Here is an 18,290-nt window from a genome sequence, read left to right as displayed (position 1 = left end):
CAGGCGCTATGCAATTCACTCCAGACAGTGCGTGGAAAATTATCGGTTTTACCCGTGAGATAAGCCCGGCCTATCGGCAGAAGCTGCTGTCCCTGGGCATGCTACCCGGCTCATCGTTCCAGGTGGTGCGCGTTGCGCCGTTGGGCGATCCTGTTCATATCGAAACCCGACGCGTTAATCTGGTTCTGCGTAAAAAAGACCTCGCATTAATTGAAGTTGAATCTTTATCCCGTTAACAAGCCAGCGGTTTCAGTGAGTCTATTACAATGAAAAAATTAACTATTGGCTTAATTGGCAATCCTAATTCCGGCAAGACAACCTTATTTAATCAGTTAACCGGCGCACGCCAGCGTGTGGGAAATTGGGCAGGCGTAACGGTTGAACGCAAAGAGGGCCAGTTCACTACAACAGATAATCAGGTCACGCTGGTTGATTTACCGGGGACCTATTCACTCACCACGATTTCATCCCAGACCTCACTCGATGAGCAAATTGCCTGCCACTATATTCTGAGCGGCGACGCGGATCTGCTCATCAATGTGGTGGATGCCTCCAATCTCGAACGAAATCTGTATCTCACGTTACAGCTGCTGGAGCTGGGTATTCCCTGCATCGTGGCGCTTAACATGCTCGACATCGCCGAGAAGCAAAAGCTGCGCATCGACGTCGATGCCCTCTCCGCACGCCTGGGCTGCCCGGTGGTTCCGCTGGTTTCTACCCGCGCACGCGGCATTGACGCCCTGAAGCTGGCGATTGACCGCCACACGGGCAATGCCGACGTCGAACTGGTCCACTACGCCCAGCCGCTGCTGCGCGAAGCCGGGCAACTGGCGCAGGAGATGGACAACAGCATGCCCGCCAGACAACGTCTGTGGCTTGGCCTGCAAATGCTGGAAGGCGATATCTACAGCCGCGCCTACGCAGGCGATGCGGCGGATAAGCTGGGCTTCGCGCAGGCTCGCCTGAGCGACGAGCTGGACGATCCCGCTCTGCATATTGCGGATGCGCGCTATCAGGCCATCGCCGCTATCTGTGACGTGGTCAGCAATGCATTAACCGCTGAACCCAGCCGCTTCACCGCCGCCGTGGATAAGATTGTGCTCAACCGCTTCCTCGGTTTGCCGATCTTTTTACTGGTGATGTACGTGATGTTCCTGCTCGCCATTAACATCGGCGGTGCATTACAACCTATTTTTGATGGCGGCTCTGTCGCTATCTTCGTACACGGTATTCAGTGGCTGGGCTACACCCTCCACTTCCCGGAATGGTTGACCATCTTCCTTGCGCAGGGGATCGGCGGCGGGATCAACACCGTCCTGCCGCTGGTGCCGCAGATCGGCATGATGTACCTGTTCCTCTCCTTCCTTGAGGATTCCGGTTACATGGCGCGCGCGGCCTTCGTGATGGACCGCCTGATGCAGGCGCTGGGGCTGCCGGGCAAATCGTTCGTGCCGCTGATTGTCGGTTTTGGCTGCAACGTGCCGTCAGTCATGGGCGCGCGTACGCTGGATGCCCCGCGCGAACGCCTGATGACCATCATGATGGCGCCGTTCATGTCCTGCGGCGCGCGTCTGGCGATCTTCGCGGTCTTTGCCGCGGCGTTCTTTGGTCAGGAAGGGGCGCTGGCCGTCTTCTCCCTGTATGTGCTGGGTATCGTGATGGCTATTCTCACCGGCCTGATGCTGAAGCACACCATCATGCGTGGCGAAGCGTCGCCGTTCGTGATGGAACTGCCGGTTTATCACGTTCCGCATCTGAAAAGCCTGATTATTCAGACATGGCAGCGCCTGAAGGGCTTCGTTCTGCGCGCCGGTAAGGTGATTGTGGTGGTCAGCATTTTCCTGAGCGCCCTGAACAGCTTCACCCTGAGCGGCCAGGCCGCGGACAACATTAATGACTCTGCCCTGGCCTCCGTCAGCCGGATCATTACGCCGGTCTTCAAACCGATTGGCGTTCAGGAAGACAACTGGCAGGCAACCGTGGGCCTGTTCACCGGCGCGATGGCAAAAGAGGTAGTTGTCGGCACCCTGAACACGCTTTACACCGCGGAAAACATCCAGGAAGAGGAGTTTAATCCGGCAGCGTTCAACCTCGGCGATGAACTGCTTGGCGCGGTGGAAGAGACCTGGCAGAGCCTCAAAGACACCTTCAGCCTGAGCGTACTGGCGAACCCGATTGAAGCCAGCAAAGGCGACGGCGAAATGGCGACCGGAGCAATGGGCGTGATGGGCCAGAAATTTGGCAGCGCGTCGGCGGCCTACAGCTACCTGATCTTCGTCCTGCTCTATATTCCATGCATCTCGGTCATGGGCGCCATTGCCCGTGAGTCCAGCCGCGGCTGGATGGGCTTCTCCATTCTGTGGGGGCTGAACATTGCCTACTCGCTGGCGACCGTGTTTTATCAGGCCGTCAATTACAGCCAGCATCCGCGCTACAGCCTGGTCTGTATCCTCGCGGTGATCCTGTTTAACGTAATGGTGATTGGCCTGCTGCGCCGGGCGCGTAGCCGCGTTGACGTTAACCTGCTGGCAACGCGCAAAACCCCAACGACCTGCTGTAACAGCCCAGCAGGCGACTGTCACTGAGGGGAAAAAGATGGCATCGTTGATTCAGGTTCGTGACTTACTGGCGTTACAGGGACGAATGGAGGCGAAGCAGCTCAGCCTCAGCCTGCATACGCCGCAGCCGATGATCGATGCCATGCTGGAAAGGCTGGAGGCGATGGGGAAAGCCGTGCGCATTCAGGAAGAGCCGGACGGTTGTCTGTCCGGCAGTTGTAAGAGTTGTCCTGAAGGCAAAGCCTGTCTCAGGGAGTGGTGGACGCTTCGCTGATAAAACCGGACAGCGCCGAACAAAACTCAGCAGGATGAGAGATGAACGGCGCATGTGCCGCTTTGGCAACCACCATTGATTTACTCTCCGGCCACTGCGCATCCAGCAGCGGAACCACCTTGCGCGGAACCAGTCCATCCAGATAGCCATAAATACGCAGATGCGGCACCGTTAACGACGCCAGCGGCTCGCGCAGATCGGCCGTTTTCAGGATCTCCAGTCCACCGTTCAGCACCTCAACCTCCGGCATCGGCAGAGAAAGCACCGTCTGCTTCAGCGTCCGTGCGTCCTGACGGGCGGTTTCTGTTCCCATGGTTTGTAGCGCCAGAAAACGCTCCACCGTCCACTGGAAGTCTTCGCTCAGCTGATGCTGGAACCCGGCCAGCACCTCGGGTTTAATGCCCGGCCACGCCTCGCGGGCGCTGAAACAGGGTGATGAGGCAACGGTGATCAGCGCCTGGACCCGCTCAGGATGGCGCAGCGCAATCTGGCTTACCACCAGCCCGCCCAGGCTCCAGCCGAGCCAGACGGCTTTTTGCGGCGCCGCTTCCAGAACCTGCTCCGCCATGTCGTCAAGCGTCATCGCGCCATAGCCGTGGCTACGGCCATAGCCCGGTAGATCCACCAGGTGTACCGTGAATTGCGAGGCCAGTTCCTCACTTATGCAACGCCACACTTCGGCGTTCAGTCCCCATCCGTGCAGCAGCACAAGATGACAATTTCCCGTCCCAACGGTCTGCCACCACAGCGTCTTCATCAGTTAACGTTCTCTTTTTTCACATGGAGGTTGCGTATGCTAACAGTGCCCGGCTTGTGCTGGCTATGCCGAATGCCACTTGCCTTGAGCGCGTGGGGCGTCTGTTCCGTTTGCACGCGAGCGCTGGGTTACCTGAAGGGCTGTCCGCAATGCGGCTTGCCTGCCGTCAGCCAGACGCTTCCCTGCGGCCGATGCCTGAAAAAAGCGCCGCCGTGGAGCGCGCTGGTGGCGGTGGATGATTATGTATTGCCGCTGAGTCGTCTGGTTCATCAGTTCAAATTTTCCAGCCAGATCGCGCTGGCGCAGCCGCTGGCACGCCTGTTATTACTGGCGGTATTGCAGGCGCGAAGAACGCGTGGGCTACCGCCGGTCGACACGCTCGTGAACGTGCCACTGTTTCAGCGCCGCCACTGGCGGCGGGGATACAATCAGAGCGACCTGCTGTGTCGTCCGCTCGCCCACTGGCTGGGTTGCCGGTACCCAGCCTCTGCGCTGAAACGTACTCATGCCACTGCCGTTCAGCACCGGCTCAACGCCCGGTCGCGCAAAAGGAACCTGAAAAACGCCTTTCGCCTTGAATTGCCGGTCAACGGCCTCCATATCGCGATTGTGGATGATGTCGTCACCACGGGCAGTACCGTGGCTGAACTTTCCCGACTGCTTTTGCAAAGCGGCGCCGCGTCAGTTCAGGTATGGTGTCTGTGCCGTACCTTGTAGCCCTTCTTCAATGGGCGTATGATTATACCCAGGTAATTTAGTCAACTATTAGGCCAAAGCTATGATCCGTATTTCCGATTCTGCACAAGCGCACTTTGCCAAACTGCTGGCAAATCAGGAAGAAGGGACGCAGATCCGCGTGTTTGTGATCAATCCAGGCACTCCGAATGCAGAATGTGGTGTCTCTTATTGTCCTCCGGATGCCGTGGAAGCAACTGACACTGCCCTTAAATTTGAACAGCTCACCGCGTACGTTGATGAGCTGAGCGCGCCGTATCTTGAAGATGCGGAGATTGATTTCGTCACCGACCAGCTGGGTTCTCAGCTGACGCTGAAGGCACCGAACGCGAAAATGCGTAAAGTCTCTGACGATGCCCCGCTGATGGAGCGTGTGGAATATCTGCTGCAATCGCAGATCAACCCGCAGCTGGCCGGCCACGGGGGACGTGTTTCCCTGATGGAAATCACCGAAGATGGTCTGGCAATCCTGCAATTCGGCGGCGGCTGTAACGGCTGCTCCATGGTCGATGTCACCCTGAAAGAAGGGATCGAGAAGCAGCTGCTGAACGAATTCCCGGAACTGAAAGGCGTGCGCGATCTGACAGAGCACCAGCGCGGCGAGCACTCCTACTACTGATTCAGTGCCCGTCTGTATTGCCCGGTGGCGCTGCGCTTACCGGGCCTACATTTTCTTGCCTCCCCCTCTATATGTTGACCTGCGTCTCATAATTCAAATTTTGCCTCCCTGGGTGATTCTCAATCACATCATGTTACCCGTATCATTCTCGTGGGCACTCAACACCCTTATAACAGCCGACTAAACTTAACGTTTTCGCAGGCATCAGTATGAGTGCCGTTAACACTCTGTTCCCAGTTGGGACAACCGGAATTTGTCGTTGAAACAATGACGTTACCCATAACAATTCAAAGGCCAGGTCAATCATGCCATTAGTCATCGTCGCTATCGGTGTTGTGTTATTACTGCTCTTAATGATCCGCTTCAAAATGAACGGATTTATCGCTCTGGTTCTGGTGGCACTTGCAGTCGGTCTGATGCAGGGAATGCCGCTGGTTAAAGTTATCAGCTCCATTAAAGCCGGTGTCGGCGGTACGCTCGGCAGCCTGGCGCTGATCATGGGCTTCGGCGCCATGCTCGGTAAAATGCTCGCGGACTGCGGTGGCGCACAGCGTATTGCCACCACGCTGATCGACAAATTTGGTAAGAAGAACATTCAATGGGCAGTGGTGTTAACCGGTTTTACCGTCGGTTTCGCGCTGTTCTATGAAGTGGGCTTCGTTCTGATGCTGCCGCTGGTGTTCACCATCGCCGCTGCCGCCAACATTCCGCTGCTGTTCGTGGGTGTGCCGATGGCTGCGGCGCTGTCCGTCACCCACGGTTTCCTGCCGCCGCATCCGGGTCCAACGGCTATCGCCACCATCTTCCACGCCGATATGGGTAAAACCCTGCTGTTCGGTACGATTCTGGCGATCCCGACGGTGATTCTGGCAGGCCCGGTGTATGCGCGCTTCCTGAAAGGCATCGATAAGCCTATCCCGGAAGGGCTGTACAGCGCCAAAACCTTTACTGAAGAAGAGATGCCAGGCTTTGGCGTCAGCGTCTGGACCTCACTGGTACCGGTGATCCTGATGGCGATGCGTGCCATAGCAGAGATGGTTCTGCCGAAAGGTCACGCGTTCCTGTCCGTTGCGGAGTTCCTGGGCGACCCGGTAATGGCAACGCTGATTGCGGTATTGATTGCGATGTTTACCTTCGGTCTTAACCGCGGTCGCTCCATGGATCAGATCAACGATACGCTGACCTCTTCCATCAAAATCATCGCCATGATGCTGCTGATCATCGGCGGCGGCGGCGCGTTCAAGCAGGTGCTGGTCGACAGCGGCGTGGATAAATACATCGCTGCCATGATGCACGAAACCAACGTCTCTCCGCTGCTGATGGCGTGGTCTATCGCCGCCGTTCTGCGTATTGCGCTGGGCTCTGCGACCGTTGCGGCGATTACCGCAGGCGGCATCGTGGCACCGCTGATTGCCACGACGGGCGTCAGCCCTGAACTGATGGTTATCGCGGTCGGTTCGGGCAGCGTGATTTTCTCCCACGTGAACGATCCGGGCTTCTGGCTGTTCAAGGAGTACTTCAACCTGACCATCGGTGAAACCATCAAGTCCTGGTCCGCGCTGGAAACCATTATTTCGGTGTGCGGTCTGGTCGGGGTGCTGCTGTTGAATATGGTGGTTTGATGTAAAAAGCCGGGTAGCGCTGACGCTTACCCGGCCTACATTCTATTCCCTCTCCCTCTGGGAGAGGGTTAGGGTGAGGGTGAAACTACCGCTTATTACCCACCGCTCTTCTGCGCTTGTCCAAATCCTTAATCAACCTGTTCACCCCGTCATCGGCGAACATCGCTTCAAGCGTTGTGGACAGTTTGCGTCGCCAGTTTTTGTATTGATAGCTGGTGCCGGGGATGTTTACCGGCTCCGCCATATCAATCCAGTCTTCCGGTTGCAGACCGAGCAATGCGCTGTTGCTGTCGGCAATATAGCGCTGTAAGCCACGATTAAGCGTTGGCGTCATCGACATCAGCGACGCCTTATGCCCGGCGCGCTTCGGCAGACAACCATGTTTATGCAGCGCGTCCAGCAGCCCCTGCTTCGCCAGCTCGCGATCCTGATATAGCCCGCGCAGAACCTCTTCATCCGGGTAGAGACCTAACGTTTTGCCGAGCGTCAGGTCGCCGCTTTCCCAGTAGCCTCTGAGCGTAGGAAGATCATGCGTCGTCGCGACTGCCATTGACTGTTCAGGGTACGCTTTCGGCGCGCGGAAGGTTTTCTCATGGTCGTTTTCAAAATAGAGCACTTTGTAGGAGTAGACGCAGCTATCGCGGAGCTTACTGACAATTTCCACCGGCACGGTTCCGAGATCTTCGCCAATCACCATGCACTGATGACGTTTACTCTCCAGCGCGAGGATTGAGAGCAAATCGTCCACCGGATATTGCACGTACGCCCCGTGGTCAGCCGTTTCACCGTACGGGATCCACCACAGGCGCAGCACGGACATCACGTGGTCGATACGCAACGCGCCGCAGTTCTGCATGTTAGCGCGCAGCAGGTCGATAAACGGCTCGTAGGCACGCGCCGCCATCACGTGCGGATCCATTGGCGGTAAGCCCCAGTTCTGACCAAGCGGGCCCAGAATATCCGGCGGCGCACCCACCGAAGCTTTCAGGCAGTAAAGCTCGCGGTCACACCAGGTTTCCGCCCCGCCTTCCGCCACGCCGACGGCCAGATCGCGATACAGACCGATCGGCATGTTATAGCCCTGGCTCACCTGCCAGCAGGCGGCAAACTGGCTGTACGCCAGCCACTGCAACCAGAGATAGAAATCCACCTCGTCGGCATGCGTCTCACAGAACGCCTTCACTTCCGGGGTATCCACGGACTGATACGCTTCCGGCCACACCGGCCAGCCCCAGCGCATCTCATCCTCCTGGACCTGATACGCATGCAACGCATCAAACGCTGCCTGCCAGTAAAGGCTCTCACCTTCCTGCATCACAAACTGGCGGAAGGCTGCCATCTGCTCGTCGTCACGCTTCGCAAAGCCCTTCCATGCCAGACGCAGAGCCGCCATTTTCAGCGCGGTCACGGAGGCATAATCGACCCAGTCCGCATCGCGGGCCTGTTTCAGCATCTGTTGGGTGGTCTCAAGCTTCCACCACGCCTGCGCCTCTTTGCTGTTTTTGAAATCGTCTAACGCGTTAACGTCGATGTAGATCACGTTCAGCCAGCGGCGGGAAGACGGGCTGTACGGGCTGGCGCTTTCCGGGTTGGCCGGATAGAGGGCGTGGATCGGGTTGAGGCCGATGAACGCGCCGCCGCGCTCGCCCACGGATGCCAGCATCTTTTTCAGGTCGCCAAAATCGCCAATGCCCCAGTTGCTGTCCGAACGCAGGGTATAGAGCTGCACGCAGGCGCCCCACAGCTTTTTGCCTTCAAGCAGCGCCTGCGGCTCATAGCAACGCTTTGGCGCCACGATCACCCGACAGTGAAAACGCTGGTCGTCCCGGGTAAGCGTAAGCGTGTGGTAGCCCTCCGGCAGCTTCGCCGGAAGGTTAAGGGTTTTGCCGCCTGTGGCATGGCCTTTGTGCTGATGCCCCTCTTCGGTGGTGAGCAGCCAGCTGAACTCGCCGCGCCCTTCCACCGCCAGCGGCATCTTTTTGCCCGCGGTAAAGACCTTCACGTTCGGCACCGGCGCACCCGACGCTTTCGCGTCGGTTTTGTGCATGGCATCCAGCAAACGTCTTTTGGTGTCCGCACCAATAGACTGCGGTTTGCCGTGCGCATTGATGTAACTGAGGCTAATTCCCGCCGCCTGCGCGGCACTGTCCAGACGTTTACTCTCCATCGCGCTTCCTTAGCGTTTTGCCTGCCAGATACGAGCCTGATAATCACGGATTGAGCGGTCAGAGCTGAACATACCGCAGCGCGCGGTGTTCAGGATACACGCGCGGGTCCAGGCATCCTGGTCGCGATACAGCACGTCGACCTGCTTCTGCGCTTCAACATAAGCCGAGAAGTCAGCCATCACCAGGTACGGGTCGCCGCCCTGTTTGTCCATGCTGTGCAGCATCTGGTCAAACGCGTGCTTGTCGCCGTCGCTGTACTTCCCGCTTTCCAGCTCTTTGAGCACCGCATCCAGCACTTTGTCTTTTTTACGCCATTTCACCGGGTCGTACCCTTTGGCTTTGATGGCTTTCACTTCTTCAACAGTATGGCCGAAGATAAAGATGTTCTCTTCGCCGACCTTCTCGGCAATTTCGACGTTCGCACCGTCCAGCGTGCCGACGGTCAGCGCACCGTTCAGGGCCAGCTTCATGTTGCCGGTACCGGACGCTTCTTTACCGGCGGTAGAGATCTGCTCGGAAATATCCGCCGCCGGGATCAGCATTTCAGCCGCAGAAACGCAGTAGTCCGGCAGGAACACCACCTTCAGCTTGTCGCCCACTTTCGGATCGTTGTTGATCGCCGCCGCCACTTTATTAATGGCGAGGATAATGTTTTTCGCCAGGTAGTAGCCCGGCGCCGCTTTCGCACCGAACAGGAACACGCGCGGAACGCGGTCGGCCTGTGGATTCTCGCGGATCTCTTTATACAGCGCCAGAATGTGCAGCAGGTTCAGGTGCTGACGTTTGTACTCGTGCAGACGTTTGATCTGGATATCGAAAATCGCATTCGGGTTGATCTCAATTCCGGTGCGCATTTTCACGAACTCAGCCAGACGAACCTTGTTCTCCAGCTTAATGGCGCGGTACTGCTCGCGGAACTTCGCGTTGTCGGCCTGTTTTTCCAGGTTGATGAGCTGGTCCAGGTCGTTGGCCCACTCTTTCTTCAGGGTCTTGTCCAGCAGGCCAGCCAGCAGCGGGTTGCACTGCTTGATCCAGCGACGCGGCGTGATGCCGTTGGTCACGTTATGGAATTTGGTCGGCCACAGCTGGTGGTATTCCGGGAAGAGATCTTTGACCACCAGATCCGAGTGCAGCGCCGCCACGCCGTTCACCGCAAAGCCGCTGACCACGCACATGTTCGCCATGCGCACCTGTTTGTCGTGTACCACGGCCAGCTTCGCCCAGACGGCTTTGTCACCCGGCCAGGTTTTCTCCACCAGCGTTTTGAACTGGTCGTTAATCTTATTGATGATCTGCATATGGCGCGGCAGCAGCGTTTTCACCAGCTTCTCATCCCAGCACTCCAGCGCTTCCGGCATCAGGGTGTGGTTGGTGTAGGCGAAGGTGCGGCTGGTGATGGCCCAGGCGTCGTCCCAGCTCAGCTGATGCTCGTCGATCAGCACGCGCAGCAGTTCCGGGATGGCAATGGTCGGATGCGTGTCGTTAAGCTGAATAACTTCGAAGTCCGGCAGTTGAGCCAGCTTGCGGCCCGCCAGGTGGTGTCGACGCAGAATGTCCGCCACGGAGCAGGCGCACTGGAAGTACTGCTGCATCAGACGCAGCTTTTTACCCGCCAGATGATTATCGTTCGGATAGAGGACTTTAGTCAGCTTCTCGGCGTCGATCCCCTGCTGCTCGGCGCGCAGGAAGTCACCGTCGTTGAATTTGGTCAGGTTAAACGGATGCGCGTGCTTCGCCTGCCACAGACGCAGCGGCTGCGCCACGCCGTTACGGTAGCCGAGTACCGGCAGGTCCCAGGCTTCACCGGTAATGGTGAACGCCGGTTCCCAGAGTCCCTGCTTCGTGACTTTCCCGCCAATCCCGACCTGCACATCCAGCTGCGCGTTGTGGCGGAACCACGGATAGGTATTGCGGTGCCAGTCGTCCGGCGCTTCCATCTGATGGCCGTCGGCAAATGACTGACGGAACAGGCCGTACTGATAGTTCAGGCCATAGCCAATCGCCGACTGGCCCACCGTTGCCATGGAATCCAGGAAGCAGGCTGCCAGACGTCCCAGACCGCCGTTACCCAGCGCCGGGTCAACCTCTTCTTCCAGCAGATCGGTCAGGTTGATGTCGTGTTCTTTCAGCACGTCACCGACCTCCTGATACCAGCCAAGGTTCAGCAGATTGTTACCCGTCAGACGGCCAATCAGGAACTCCATCGAAATGTAGTTGACGTGACGCTGGCCTTTCACAGGCTTCGCCACAGGCTGAGCGTCCAGCTGTTCTGCGAGCGCCCCGCTCACCGCCTGCCACCACTGGTGAGGCGTCATCTCGTTTGCAGCATGAAGGCCAAAACGCTGCCACTGACGCGTCAGGGCAGCCTGAAATTGAGCTTTGTTGAAAGTAGGCTGTGACATAGGGAATCGGCATCCTGTAGAGAGAAAACACATTTGGCGCTAGTGTGCCTGGCTCATTGCGCCTCTTCCTCCTCCTGTCGGGGATTAGGCAGGGAGGAGTAGCGGGGATGAGCATAAAAGTGTGATCGAGGCCACTGTGTAAGTGTGCGCTTCGCGGAAAAAGCGATCCCGGAAGAACCTCAAAGAAATGAAATGCAGTTTCGGAAGAAATTAATCATCGCTGAAATGATTACTTACGTAGAATAATATTTCCGCGCGTCGGGATTATTCAGCACCACTATTAAGCCCATGCAACTTTCCCCAAAGTTAATTAACTTCACCGTCATTATCTCTTTCTGAAACCAGTTTCAGCGCAACCGAGCGTCATGCAGACAAGCCAGAAGCAGCGCGGCATCCAGCCATTTACGGAAAGTTCCATCAGTGATGAGAATGTTTTGTGACAGAGTGCAAATTCAGAGCCTCCAAACCCAGACATAACTTGCAATAGTTCCTCTATTGGCCGAACTTATAGATATTAATTACGAAGCGCAAAAAAAATAAATTCTCTCGTTCCCCACAGTGAAGTGAAAACTATGTTGATTCCGTCCAAATTAAGTCGCCCGGTTCGTCTTGACCATACTGTGGTCCGCGAGCGCCTGCTGGCTAAACTTTCCGGTGCGCATAATTTCCGACTGGCGCTGGTTACGAGTCCTGCGGGTTATGGAAAAACAACGCTCATTTCGCAATGGGCGGCAGGTAAAAGCGATCTTGGCTGGTACTCCCTGGATGAAGGTGATAACCAGCAGGAGCGTTTTGCCAGCTATTTAATTGCCGCGATTCAGCAGGCGACCAACGGACACTGCGTCACCAGCGAGGTGATGGTGCAAAAGCGCCAGTACGCCAGCCTGTCCTCTCTTTTCTCCCAGCTGTTTATCGAGCTGGCCGAATGGCATCGCCCGCTGTATGTGGTGATTGATGATTATCATCTGATCACCAACCCGGTTATTCACGAGTCCATGCGTTTCTTCCTGCGCCATCAGCCGGAAAACCTGACGCTGGTTGTCCTGTCGCGTAACCTTCCGCAGTTGGGCATTGCCAACCTGCGGGTGCGCGATCAGCTTCTGGAAATCGGCAGTCAGCAGCTGGCCTTTACCCATCAGGAAGCGAAGCAGTTCTTTGACTGCCGTCTGACGTCTCCGATTGAGGCGTCTGAAAGCAGCCGCCTGTGCGATGACGTTGCCGGCTGGGCCACGGCGCTGCAGCTGATTGCCCTCTCCGCGCGGCAAAACAACAGCCCGACGCATCAGTCCGCACGCCGCCTGGCGGGCATCAACGCCAGCCACCTGTCGGATTATCTGGTGGATGAGGTACTCGACAGCGTTGACCTCTCCACCCGCCATTTCCTGCTGAAAAGCTCCCTGCTGCGCTCCATGAACGACGCGCTGATTGTGCGCGTCACCGGTATTGAAAACGGGCAGCTCCAGCTCGAAGAGATTGAACGTCAGGGTCTGTTCCTGACGCGTATGGACGATCACGGCGAATGGTTTAGCTACCATCCGCTGTTTGGCAGCTTCCTGCGCCAGCGTTGCCAGTGGGAGCTGGCCGCAGAGCTGCCTGACATTCACCGCGCCGCCGCCGAAAGCTGGATGGCGCAAGGTTTCCCGAGCGAGGCTATCCACCATGCGCTGGCCGCCGGGGATGCCGGTATGCTGCGCGATATTCTGCTCAACCACGCGTGGGGACTGTTCAACCACAGCGAACTGACGCTGCTGGAAGAGTCGTTAAAAGCGCTGCCGTGGGAAAGCCTGCTGGAGAATCCGCGTCTGGTGCTGCTCCAGGCCTGGCTGATGCAGAGCCAGCATCGCTACAGCGAAGTGAACACCCTGCTGGCGCGCGCCGAGCAGGAGATGGAAAGCGAGATGGATACCACCCTGCACGGCGAATTTAACGCCCTGCGCGCACAGGTGGCGATTAACGACGGGGACCCGGATGAAGCTGAACGGCTGGCGATGGTCGCGCTGGATGAGCTGCCGCTGGCGAATTTTTACAGCCGTATTGTGGCCACCTCGGTACACGGCGAAGTGCTGCACTGTAAGGGCGATCTCACGCGTTCGCTTTCACTCATGCAGCAAACCGAACAGATGGCGCGCCGCCACGATGTCTGGCATTACGCCCTGTGGAGCCTGATCCAGCAAAGCGAGATTTTATTTGCTCAGGGGTTTCTGCAAGCAGCCTGGGAAAACCAGGAGAAAGCGTTCCAGCTGATCCGTGAACAACATCTGGAACAGCTGCCGATGCACGAGTTCCTGTTGCGTATTCGCGCTCAGCTGCTGTGGGCATGGTCGCGTCTGGATGAAGCAGAAAGCTGCGCCCGCCAGGGTCTGAATGTCCTTTCGAGCTTCCAGCCGCAGCAGCAGCTCCAGTGTCTGGCTCTGCTGGTGCAGTGCTCGCTGGCACGCGGCGACCTGGATAATGCCCGTAACCACCTTAACCGCCTGGAAAATCTGCTCGGCAACGGACAGTACCATAGCGACTGGGTCTCCAACGCCGATAAGGTCAGGGTGATTTACTGGCAGATGACCGGCGATAAAAAGTCCGCCGCCAACTGGCTGCGTCACACGCCTAAACCGGAATTTGCCAATAACCACTTCCTGCAAAGCCAGTGGCGCAATATTGCCCGCGTGCAGATCCTGCTGGGTGACTTTGAGCCTGCCGAGATCGTGCTGGAAGAGTTAAACGAAAACGCCCGCAGCCTGCGTCTGATGAGCGATTTAAACCGCAACCTGCTGCTGTTAAACCAGCTTTACTGGCAGGCAGGACGTAAAAACGATGCCCAGCGCGTACTGCTGGAAGCGTTGCAGCTGGCGAACCGCACCGGGTTTATCAGCCACTTTGTAATTGAGGGTGAAGTGATGGCCCAGCAGCTGCGCCAGCTGATTCAACTCAACACGCTGCCGGAACTCGATCAGCATCGCGCCCAGCGCATTCTGCGCGAGATTAACCAGCATCATCGCCACAAGTTTGCGCACTTCGATGAGAACTTTGTTGAACGTCTGCTGAACCATCCGGAAGTGCCGGAGCTTATCCGTACCAGCCCGCTCACCCAGCGTGAATGGCAGGTGCTGGGGCTGATCTATTCCGGCTACAGCAACGAGCAGATTGCCGGTGAGCTGGCGGTGGCGGCGACCACCATCAAAACGCACATTCGCAATCTGTATCAGAAGCTGGGCGTGGCGCACCGTCAGGATGCGGTGCAGCATGCGCAGCAGCTGTTGAAGATGATGGGGTACGGAGTGTAAATCCTTTGCGGTCTGATGCCCTCACCCCGGCCCTCTCCCACAGGGAGAGGGAGAATGGCTTCTCAACATAACTCTAACTGCAAATTATTATCTTTAATCACCTGCATCACGCCCGCCGGTGGCATCACATCAGTATAAACCGCATCCACCATGCTGATGCTGCCCATGTTCACCATCGCGTTACGACCAAACTTGGAGTGATCCACCACCAGCATCACGTGACGTGAGTTTTCAATGATCGCGCGCTTGGTGCGCACCTCGTGGTAATCAAACTCCAGCAGCGAGCCGTCGGTGTCGATGCCGCTGATCCCCAGAATGCCGAAATCGAGGCGAAACTGAGAGATAAAATCGAGCGTCGCTTCGCCGATAATGCCCCCGTCGCGGCTGCGCAGTTCGCCGCCCGCGAGGATGATGCGGAAATCGTCTTTCTGCATCAACGTGTTGGCCACGTTCAGGTTGTTGGTCACCACGCGGAGGTTCTCGTGGTTCAGCAGCGCATGGGCGACCGCTTCCGGCGTGGTGCCGATATCAATAAACAGCGTCGCGCCGTTCGGGATCTGGCTCGCCACTTTACGGGCGATACGCTCTTTCTCTGCCGTTTGCGTCGCCTTACGGTCATGCCATGAGGTGTTCACCGAGCTGGACGGCAGCGCGGCACCGCCGTGGTGACGCAGAATACGGTTCTGATCGGCCAGGTCGTTGAGGTCACGACGGATGGTTTGCGGGCTAACGGCAAACTGCTCCACCAGCTCTTCAGTACTGACGTATCCCTGTTTTTTTACCAGTTCGATAATGGCGTCATGACGTTGTGTTTGTTTCATGAAATATCCCTGGGAATTATGTTCGCTTTCGCGCATGGAGCGTATCAGCCAGCGCCATCGCCAGCCCGACCGCCAGGCCGGTAACGTGCGCACCATTGGCGATAGACATACCAAACAGATCAAACCATCCGGCAATAAGCCATATTAATGCAAAGGTTATTAATCCACGTTGTAAATAGATGCCGCTATCCGGGTCGCGCTCGCCTCTGAGCCAGGCGTAACCCATCAGGGCGTACACCACGCCGGATAACCCGCCAAACCATGGACCGCTGAATTTATGCTGCACGTAGCCGCTTAACAGGGCGCTGATAAGGGTGATCACAATCAGCTTGCCGCTGCCGAGCCGCTTCTCCACCGCCCCGCCGAGATACCACCACCACAGCAGGTTAAAGAGGATATGCATCACCGAGAAGTGCATCAGCGCATGCGTGAAGTAGCGCCAGACGTCAAATTGCAGGGAGGGATCGTACGGCCATGCGAGGGCAATCATCACGCTCTGGTCACCCACCACGCTCATAATAATGAAGACGATGATGCAGGCTACCATTAAAAGCAGCGTAAACGGTCCTGCGCGCTCGCGGAGGGTGGCGAGAAACGGAAAACGTTGATAGTGCAGGCCACTGCCGGTCTGGCCGGATTGCCAGCTTGCCGCCAGATAACGCGGGTCGCCCGGGTTTTCCAGGAAACGCGCCAGCTCGGCGTTCACGCGCCCAGCCTGGCTTTCGTCTGCCAGCCAGACATCCGTCTGTGTATGCTGCTGAATAGTCAGGATAATGCCCTGCGTCGCCATATAGTCGACAAACGCCTGGGCGACGCGCGGGTTGCTAAAAGAGGTGATCATCAACATGGGCAGCGGTCGCTTATTTCCACACAAAAGGGGACAGTATAGCGGGATCAGCGCTCAAACGCGTATTCAACTTCTGCCGGGAAATGACGATGCCAGGCATCGAAGCCGCCATCGACGCTGTATACCGCCTCGTAACCCTGCTGGAGCAGATACTGCGCCGCGCCTTTACTGCTGTTGCCGTGATAGCACATCACCATCACCGGGGTATCGAAGTCGTTATCGCGCATAAACGCGCCCAGCGTGTCGTTGGTGAGATGGAACGCGCCCGGCGTGTGGCCCATCGCAAAGCTCTGCGGATCGCGGATATCCACCAGCACCGCTTTTCCCTGGTGCATCTTCTGGTGGGCTTCTTCTACGTTAATACATTCAAACTGATCCATGGTGTTCTCATCTTATATTCAGGTGTGGTGCGGTTTTCCCCTCACCCTACCCTCTCCCGGAGGGAGAGGGCTGGGGTGAGGGCATCAGACCGCACGATTTTACCCCGTAGTGTACGTCCTGGCGGCGGGTAAACGCCATTATGTTATCCATATCACTCTAAATTGTTTTTTTGATGTTACCAAAAGCGCGTTCCTTTGCTATTATGAGCGATATCGAACATTTTTGAGCTTTAACGAAAGTGCATGAGGGTGTTATGGAAACCAAAGATCTGATTGTGATAGGCGGTGGCATCAACGGTGCCGGTATTGCGGTTGATGCCGCAGGACGCGGTTTATCCGTGCTGATGCTGGAAGCTAACGATCTCGCCTGCGCGACGTCGTCCGCCAGCTCCAAGCTGATCCACGGTGGCCTGCGCTACCTGGAACACTACGAATTCCGCCTGGTCAGCGAAGCGCTGGCCGAACGCGAAGTGCTGCTGAAAATGGCCCCGCATCTGGCGATCCCGATGCGCTTCCGCCTGCCCCATCGCCCGCATCTGCGTCCGGCGTGGATGATCCGCATCGGTCTGTTTATGTACGATCATCTGGGTAAACGCACCAGCCTGCCGGGTTCAACCGGTTTGCGTTTTGGCTCAGAATCGGTCCTTAAGCCTGAAATCGTGCGCGGTTTCGAATATTCCGACTGCTGGGTGGACGATGCGCGTCTGGTACTGGCTAACGCGCAGATGGTCGAGAAGAAAGGCGGCGAGGTGAAAACCCGCACCCGCGCCACCGCCGCACGCCGCGAAAACGGCCTGTGGATTGTGGAAGCGGAAGACGTGGATACCGGCGAGAAGTTTAGCTGGAAAGCGCGCGGCCTGGTGAATGCCACCGGCCCGTGGGTGAAACAGTTCTTCGACGACGGCATGCACCTGCCTTCACCGTACGGCATCCGCCTGATTAAGGGCAGCCACATCGTGGTGCCGCGCGTGCATACCCAGAAACAGGCTTATATCCTGCAAAATGAAGACAAGCGCATTGTGTTTGTGATCCCGTGGATGGACGAGTTCTCCATCATCGGCACCACCGACGTGGAGTACAAAGGCGATCCGAAAAACGTTGAGATCGACGAGAGTGAAGTCAGCTACCTGTTGAAAGTGTACAACGCGCACTTTAAGAAACAGCTGGCGCGCGATGACGTGGTCTGGACCTACTCCGGCGTGCGTCCGCTGTGTGATGACGAGTCTGACTCACCGCAGGCCATCACCCGTGACTATACGCTTGATATTCACGACGTTGACGGTCAGGCGCCTCTGCTCTCCGTGTTTGGCGGTAAGCTCACCACCTACCGTAAACTGGCGGAGCACGCGCTGGAGAAACTGGCGCCGTATTACAAAGGCATCGGCCCGGCGTGGACGAAAGGCGCCGTGCTGCCTGGCGGCGATATCGGCGATAACCGCGACGATTACGCCGCGAAGCTGCGTCGCCGCTTCCCGTTCATTACCGAAGGCATGGCGCGCCACTACGCCCGCACCTACGGCAGCAACACCGAACTGTTCCTCGGCGACGCGAAAGAGATTGCCGATCTGGGCGAGCATTTTGGCCATGAGCTATACGAAGCCGAGCTGCGCTACCTGGTGGAACACGAGTGGGTGCGCCGTCTGGACGATGCCATCTGGCGTCGTACTAAAGAAGGGATGTGGCTGAATGCCGAGCAGCAGTCTCGCGTGGCGCAGTGGCTGGCGCAACATGCGGGAAAGCGTGAATTGTCGCTGGCGTCGTAATTGAAAAAAAGCCGGGTGTCGGCTCCGCCTTACCCGGCCTACTCGATCCCGTAGGCCCGGTAAGCG

General features: G+C 57.3%; 14 protein-coding genes. 8 read left to right on the top strand and 6 right to left on the bottom strand.

Annotated elements, in window-relative coordinates; genetic code table 11:
* The first annotated feature begins 8 nt into the window (after positions 1-8).
* From feoA to feoC, 3 genes are read left to right on the top strand one after another with little or no spacing between them, the layout of a single operon-like run.
* Complete coding sequence (feoA, locus tag AM329_RS20000) at positions 9-236, top strand: ferrous iron transporter A (RefSeq protein WP_003861611.1); 228 nt, start codon at positions 9-11, stop codon at positions 234-236.
* Between the two features lie 30 nt (positions 237-266).
* On the top strand, positions 267-2,585 hold the full coding sequence (feoB, locus tag AM329_RS19995; RefSeq protein WP_032608052.1) for a Fe(2+) transporter permease subunit FeoB: 2,319 nt from the start codon (positions 267-269) through the stop codon (positions 2,583-2,585).
* A 10-nt stretch (positions 2,586-2,595) separates the two neighbouring features.
* A complete protein-coding gene (gene feoC / locus AM329_RS19990; RefSeq protein WP_017384148.1) occupies positions 2,596-2,832 on the top strand; it encodes a [Fe-S]-dependent transcriptional repressor FeoC in 237 nt (78 codons plus the stop codon).
* Here the strand turns inward: feoC and bioH are convergent.
* Complete coding sequence (bioH, locus tag AM329_RS19985) at positions 2,807-3,589, bottom strand: pimeloyl-ACP methyl ester esterase BioH (protein WP_032608053.1); 783 nt, start codon at positions 3,587-3,589, stop codon at positions 2,807-2,809. The two genes, feoC and bioH, sit on opposite strands and share 26 nt — an antisense overlap.
* A gap of 36 nt (positions 3,590-3,625) precedes the next feature.
* Here bioH and gntX point away from each other — a divergent pair, with 36 nt between their 5' ends.
* From gntX to gntT, 3 genes are all read left to right on the top strand, one after another.
* Positions 3,626-4,306, top strand: coding sequence for a DNA utilization protein GntX (gene gntX, locus AM329_RS19980; RefSeq protein ID WP_032608055.1), 681 nt, complete (start codon positions 3,626-3,628; stop codon positions 4,304-4,306).
* 61 nt (positions 4,307-4,367) lie between these two features.
* The gene (gene nfuA / locus AM329_RS19975) at positions 4,368-4,943 is read left to right on the top strand and encodes a Fe-S biogenesis protein NfuA (RefSeq protein ID WP_003861601.1); all 576 of its coding nucleotides are present in this window, start codon (positions 4,368-4,370) and stop codon (positions 4,941-4,943) included.
* A gap of 305 nt (positions 4,944-5,248) precedes the next feature.
* Positions 5,249-6,565, top strand: a complete 1,317-nt coding sequence (gene gntT, locus AM329_RS19970) for a gluconate transporter (RefSeq protein ID WP_017384145.1) — start codon at positions 5,249-5,251, stop codon at positions 6,563-6,565.
* An 85-nt stretch (positions 6,566-6,650) separates the two neighbouring features.
* Here gntT and malQ read toward each other — a convergent pair whose 3' ends face one another.
* Both malQ and malP read right to left on the bottom strand, forming a co-directional pair.
* The gene (malQ, locus tag AM329_RS19965; RefSeq protein WP_032608056.1) at positions 6,651-8,732 is read right to left on the bottom strand and encodes a 4-alpha-glucanotransferase; all 2,082 of its coding nucleotides are present in this window, start codon (positions 8,730-8,732) and stop codon (positions 6,651-6,653) included.
* 9 nt (positions 8,733-8,741) lie between these two features.
* On the bottom strand, positions 8,742-11,135 hold the full coding sequence (gene malP / locus AM329_RS19960) for a maltodextrin phosphorylase (protein WP_023314963.1): 2,394 nt from the start codon (positions 11,133-11,135) through the stop codon (positions 8,742-8,744).
* A 572-nt stretch (positions 11,136-11,707) separates the two neighbouring features.
* On the opposite strand from malP, the gene malT reads away from it, so the two are divergent.
* Positions 11,708-14,413, top strand: a complete 2,706-nt coding sequence (gene malT / locus AM329_RS19955) for an HTH-type transcriptional regulator MalT (protein WP_003861595.1) — start codon at positions 11,708-11,710, stop codon at positions 14,411-14,413.
* Between the two features lie 62 nt (positions 14,414-14,475).
* Here the strand turns inward: malT and AM329_RS19950 are convergent, their stop codons facing one another.
* From AM329_RS19950 to glpE, 3 genes are read right to left on the bottom strand one after another with little or no spacing between them, the layout of a single operon-like run.
* Positions 14,476-15,234 carry a DeoR/GlpR family transcriptional regulator gene (locus AM329_RS19950; protein ID WP_003861593.1) on the bottom strand — a complete coding sequence of 253 codons (759 nt, stop codon included), beginning with the start codon at positions 15,232-15,234 and terminating at the stop codon, positions 14,476-14,478.
* Positions 15,235-15,250: 16 nt separating this feature from the next.
* Positions 15,251-16,081 (bottom strand): rhomboid family intramembrane serine protease GlpG, encoded by an 831-nt coding sequence (glpG, locus tag AM329_RS19945; protein WP_003861592.1) that lies wholly within the window; start codon positions 16,079-16,081, stop codon positions 15,251-15,253.
* A gap of 47 nt (positions 16,082-16,128) precedes the next feature.
* Positions 16,129-16,461, bottom strand: coding sequence for a thiosulfate sulfurtransferase GlpE (glpE, locus tag AM329_RS19940; protein WP_003861590.1), 333 nt, complete (start codon positions 16,459-16,461; stop codon positions 16,129-16,131).
* 254 nt (positions 16,462-16,715) lie between these two features.
* On the opposite strand from glpE, the gene glpD reads away from it, so the two are divergent.
* Positions 16,716-18,224, top strand: a complete 1,509-nt coding sequence (gene glpD, locus AM329_RS19930) for a glycerol-3-phosphate dehydrogenase (protein WP_023314965.1) — start codon at positions 16,716-16,718, stop codon at positions 18,222-18,224.
* Positions 18,225-18,290: the final 66 nt, after the last annotated feature.

The sequence above is a fragment of the Enterobacter cloacae complex sp. AR_0002 genome (assembly GCF_001922365.1).
Taxonomy (GTDB): Bacteria; Pseudomonadota; Gammaproteobacteria; order Enterobacterales; family Enterobacteriaceae; genus Enterobacter; species Enterobacter hormaechei_C.
Note: the sequence above shows the minus strand (reverse complement) of the source record. Positions and strands in the feature narration are given on the sequence as shown.